We start from the raw sequence: 5,082 nt of genomic DNA, 5'->3' as shown, positions 1-5,082 counted from the left end.
GTCTTTGCGCACCGCCGCTACTTCGGCGACAAGCTGCGGGGGGGAAGCTGCCGCATCGTTATAAAAAAAGGCCTTCGGCGCCAATGGGGAGATGTCGGCCGCATGGGATAGCGAATGGCAGCCCTTATCGATGATTTGCGGTCCGGCTTGGCTAAGCAAGGGCAAGGCATGGGCGACGGCTTCATCCAAAGAGGGGTATTTTTCCGTTGATTCCGATATCCACAAGACCGCCCGTCCTTCCGACAGGCCGGCTCTAACATAACCGATGGCATTGTCGGACAGATAAGCCGAGGATTCCTGAAAACTCCTTTTCGACCCTCTCTTAATCACATTAATCCTATCAAACATGTCGGTGCAGCCCCACCAAGACAAACCCGTTTGTGGGTCTCTTAAAATCATGGCTTCAATTCTATCGTCTCGGGCAGGATCAGGCACTGAAAAAAAATAGTTTGCCGCTTTCAGATTAATCATTTCTTGGCGGCTATCCTTGTATTTACCCTTTAACTGGAATAGTCTTGTATACGAATATTCTTGCTGCTCTAATCCTTTATCGGCTTGTTGCTCGGCGCAGACGCTACCCGTAACCAGCATCAGCAAAATTAAGATTTTCCGTAGTGAAAATGTTCTGCCCATCAGTTTTTCGCCTTGTGGTCAGGATAGAGGATGGTTCTTGTAATTTGGTAGTTGGCGTTTATTTCCACATCCAGTTTGGCACTGTCCGCCCCTGACAACGAGACTGTCCAGTTTGAGCCTTGTTTACGCACCGATTCAAGTTTTGCGTGTATTTTAGTCATGGGATGCCATAAGTCTCCGTGAAAAAACTCAAACGGTAGGTTTTTAGCAATATTAATGCTTTTGAATATACTATAAAATAATTTATGCTCATTGCCCGTTAATAGACCCGACTTGAAATGTTTCAAAGCATTAGAGGTTGCATCTGCCATTGACGGGTATTTTTCTAAAGATTCTTTAAACCATAAATCTGGGATTGATAACATGACGCTTCCTATAGCGTCATCAGACAAGTAAAATTTATGATTGGCAATATATCTGGAAATCAGATCTTCATTAGGCCGTTTTGGATCCGAACTTCCATGAAACCCCCACCATGACAATCCGGTTTCTGGATCTCTCAAGACTAAAACCTCTGCCCTAAAATTCTCCCCGGCTGTTACATTTCTGGTAAAAACAAAAAGGGCTGCTTCTACATTGGTAACTTGAGCGTCTTTTATAACCTGAACAGTGGAATTAAACGGGGCACTCTGTTTCAATTCGTCATCCAGCAGTGGCGTTGCAGAAGCATCCATGCCAGAACCAATAATTAACATTATTAGGATGGATAATGACAAATAAGCTTTTAGTTTTGGCATGATCTTTACGCCGCTTACGGATAAAAAATGACCTTATCAACATCATGTTGGCTGTTTATGTCCACTTCGGCCTTCCGGTCATGGGTTCCCGATAAGGTTATCCGCAAATATTCACCTTCCTTAGATGCCGAGGTCAGTTTGGCAAATAACTTTCGGTTGTCATATTGGGAGTCGCCATAGAAAAATTCGCCTATTATCAGCGACGACACATCGGTTTTATGGAATAGCGTATCAAACTGTTCATCGCGTATGTCATTGCCGCGGGCATTGCTGAATTGGAATTTATAGCGGCCACGGATATTGTCTTCGTGAAACAGCGTGTCGCTCCCCTTTTCCAGAATTTCCGGCATAAAATCGGCAAAGGCCTTCAAGGCCAGCGCCTTGGCCACCGGCATGGAGGGGTATTTTGTATTGGATTCCCTGACCCATAAGGCGGTGGGGACAACCGTCAGCAATACGACCCCTAAGGTGTTGTCGGACAAATACACCCGATATCGGCCAAGGTATTTGGCAAGCGCACCGTCATCGACGGTAAGGTCGTCGCTTTCTTGGCAACCCCACCATGTCAGCCCCGTTCTGGGATCCCTTAAGATCAGCACCTTGACGTAGGGTTTTTTGTCGTCGGTCATATTATTGGTAAAGGCCAACAAACTGGCTTGCAGTTTTGCCTTGTTGTTGCCATTGACAATTGGCAGCGTTGAGTCGTGCGAAGCGGCCTGCTTCCATAGTGTGCTGGGCCGGGCTTGGTAATGTTCGTCCACCGCCACAGACAGTTTGGCGCCGCCTTCCCCAGTCAGCAGGACAATCCAACCGCTCCCGTCTTTGCGCACCGCCGCCACTTCGGCGACAAGTTGCGGGGGGGAAGCTGCCGCATCGTTATAAAAAAAGGCCTTCGGCGCCAATGGGGAGATGTCGGCCGCATGGGATAGCGAATGGCAACCCTTATCGATGATTTGCGGCCCGGCCTGGCTAAGCAAAGGCAAGGCATGGGCGACGGCTTCATCCAAAGAGGGGTATTTTTCCGTTGATTCCGATATCCACAAGGCCGCCAGCCCTTCCGACAGGCCGGCCCTGACATAACCGATGGCATTGTCGGACAGATAAGTTGATGCCCTCTCAAAATCCCTTACTGCTCCTCTCTTAATCACATTAATCCTATCAAACATGTCGCTACAACCCCACCAAGACAAACCCGTTTGCGGGTCTCTTAAAATGATGGCTTCGATGGTGGCATCGTTTCGGGCAGGATCCGGCACCAGAAAAAAATAGTAAGCCGCCTCCATATTAATCTTTTCTTCGCGCCTATCTTGAGGTTTTTTAAGGTTTTTACCCCGCAATCGGAATGGTTCGGTGTACGCGGTTTTTAATGGCTTTAGTTCTTTATCGGCTTGTTGCTCGGCACAGACGCTACCCGTAACCAGCATCAGCAAAATTAAGCTTTTCTGTATTAAAAAATTTTTGCCCATCAGTTTTGTGCCTTTGGTTTCGGATAAAAGATCGCTTTTGTGACGTGCTGCTGGGCGTTTATCTCCACCTCCATCTTGACATTATTGACCCCTACTATAGTCGCCTTCCAAACGCCACCCTTTTTGTGTACCGATTCTACTTTTGGCGACGGCCCATTAGTGAGATAAAATTCATCTGGCATAAATGACCACATAGGGACATCAAATGACCTGTAATGCTTATCTGTACTAAAAAGGTTTTTCAAAGCCTGTGACTTGGCTTCTGCCATTGAAGGGTATTTTTCCGTAGACTCACTGCCCCCAAAATTTACCCGTTGTATGACATTCGCTATTCCTATAGCGTCATCAGTCAAATAAATTTTAATTCTGCGCAAATAGCTTGAAACCGAATCGGCATAATACCCATCGGAAGAACGGTCAGTGGCCGACCACCATGTCAACCCTGTTTTTGGCTCGCGTAAAATTATAATTTCGGCAATCAATGGCTTATCAGCCGCCAACTTCTTTGTGACGACGAAAAAGGCGGCATCAACATTGTCAACATGCCCCTCCCTATCGACCTGAACCGTCGATGTGTCGGCAGCAATTTGCTCAAAACCGTTTTCCACTGGTTCTTGGGAATAGGCGCTGCGCGTAGTGCCCATAACCGCAAGCAGCAAAATGACCAACGGTTTCTTAACACAAAAAGGTGTTTTATTTGTCATAACTAATCATCATTGAAATGTTATATCGTTACCAGACGGCTTTCTAACCAGATATTGGCCGGGTACATCATCATTATCATTATCATTATCATTATTCTTAACGGGTTTATAGTAACCTGCCACATTCGCTTCAAACCCAGTATGGTCGGTATAAGGGTTCTGTCGCAAACGGTGCCATTGCCAGTGTTTTTTTAAGTTTATAGTGTCGCCAGCTAAGTTTTTAGGGTGAATATCAACACGCCCTAGCCGAACCACCAAATAAAGTGTTATATTCTAGGTACGGTGAATAGTCGCTTGCCAAACATCAAGGTAAAAAAATTTCCCTTTATTAAAATGCTGTCGAAAATAAGTGCGTAACCCTTCGCCTCGACCTTTCGACAGATGGCAATCCTCCAAAAACCCCAGAAAACCATAACCTATTGATATTTTAAGTCATAATAACTGAGGCGAGTGAAATATCGATCAAGCTTTTGAAAGTCATGCTCAAATAGGGGGTATATGAACAGATATATAGGTATTAATTTAATTCGGGGCAAATCATTAACGATCACAATTTATTTGGGGGCAACCAATGGCTACATTCACCGGTAATAATAAAGACAACATAATAAAAGGCACCAACACGGCTGATCAAATCTATGGTAATGGCGGTAACGATACGTTGAGCGGACTGAGCGGTTCCGACACTATCTATGGCGGTGACGGCGATGATACGCTGAACGGCGGCTTGGGTAACGACTACCTGGATGGCGGCAGCGGCATCGACACTTATCTTTTTGCTAAAGGCGATGGCCAGGACATTATCGCCAGCTCGGACAGCACCGACATTGTCCAGTTCAGCAATGTCGCCAGCACTAATGTCACCGCCGTTTCACGCTATAACGACCAGCTAATAGTGGATTACGGCAACAGCGACACGCTAACGATTTACAATTTCTTTTCGGCCTACCAATTTCAAAGCCCTTACGCCATCAGCACCCTACAGTTCAGCAATAGCGTCACCTGGGGCTATGCCGATTTGGCGGGCCGGCTGACCGTGCTAAGTTCGGCGGGTAATGACACATTGTACGCGCTGGACGGTTACGGCAGCACCTTAAATGGTTTGGGCGGGAATGACAGTTTGTATGGGGGCAATGCCAAAGACACCCTAAACGGCGGCACGGGAGCGGACATGCTCTATGGCGGTGACGGTGATGATCTGCTGAACGGCGGTTTGGGTAACGACTACCTGGATGGCGGCAGCGGCAGCGACACGTATCTTTTTGCTAAAGGCGATGGCCAGGACACTATCGCCAGCTCGGACAGCACCGACATTGTCCAGTTCAGCAATGTCGCCAGCACTAACGTCACCGCCGTTTCACGCTATAACGACCAGCTAATAGTGGACTACGGCAACAGCGACACGCTAACGTTTTACAATTTCTTTTCGGCTTACCAATTTCAAAGCCCTTACGCCATCAGCACCCTACAGTTCAGCAATAGCGTCACCTGGGGCTATGCCGATTTGGCGGGCCGGCTGACCGTGCTAAGTTCGGCGGGTAA

Annotated in this window: 5 protein-coding genes; 1 reads left to right on the top strand and 4 read right to left on the bottom strand. The window is 47.2% G+C overall.

The features are described 5' to 3' along the window. The 4 genes from AADEFJLK_RS24765 to AADEFJLK_RS21260 all read right to left on the bottom strand — a co-directional run. Window positions 1-633 (bottom strand): hypothetical protein (locus AADEFJLK_RS24765; RefSeq protein ID WP_170065204.1); only part of this gene is annotated, 633 nt, incomplete at its 3' end. Then, the gene (locus AADEFJLK_RS21270) at window positions 633-1,370 is read right to left on the bottom strand and encodes a hypothetical protein (protein ID WP_103975687.1); all 738 of its coding nucleotides are present in this window, start codon (window positions 1,368-1,370) and stop codon (window positions 633-635) included. The genes AADEFJLK_RS21270 and AADEFJLK_RS24765, both read right to left, overlap by 1 nt. 14 nt (window positions 1,371-1,384) lie before the next feature. Further along, window positions 1,385-2,836 (bottom strand): hypothetical protein, encoded by a 1,452-nt coding sequence (locus tag AADEFJLK_RS21265; protein WP_103975686.1) that lies wholly within the window; start codon window positions 2,834-2,836, stop codon window positions 1,385-1,387. Beyond that, window positions 2,836-3,540, bottom strand: a complete 705-nt coding sequence (locus AADEFJLK_RS21260) for a hypothetical protein (protein WP_103975685.1) — start codon at window positions 3,538-3,540, stop codon at window positions 2,836-2,838. The genes AADEFJLK_RS21265 and AADEFJLK_RS21260 overlap by 1 nt, the downstream gene beginning before the upstream one ends. A 571-nt stretch (window positions 3,541-4,111) precedes the next feature. On the opposite strand from AADEFJLK_RS21260, the gene AADEFJLK_RS21250 reads away from it, so the two are divergent. Beyond that, window positions 4,112-5,082 (top strand): calcium-binding protein (locus tag AADEFJLK_RS21250; protein WP_146054697.1); only part of this gene is annotated, 971 nt, incomplete at its 3' end.

The sequence above is a fragment of the Methylovulum psychrotolerans genome, assembly GCF_002923755.1.
Classification (GTDB): domain Bacteria; phylum Pseudomonadota; class Gammaproteobacteria; order Methylococcales; family Methylomonadaceae; genus Methylovulum; species Methylovulum psychrotolerans.
Note: the sequence above shows the minus strand (reverse complement) of the source record. Positions and strands in the feature narration are given on the sequence as shown.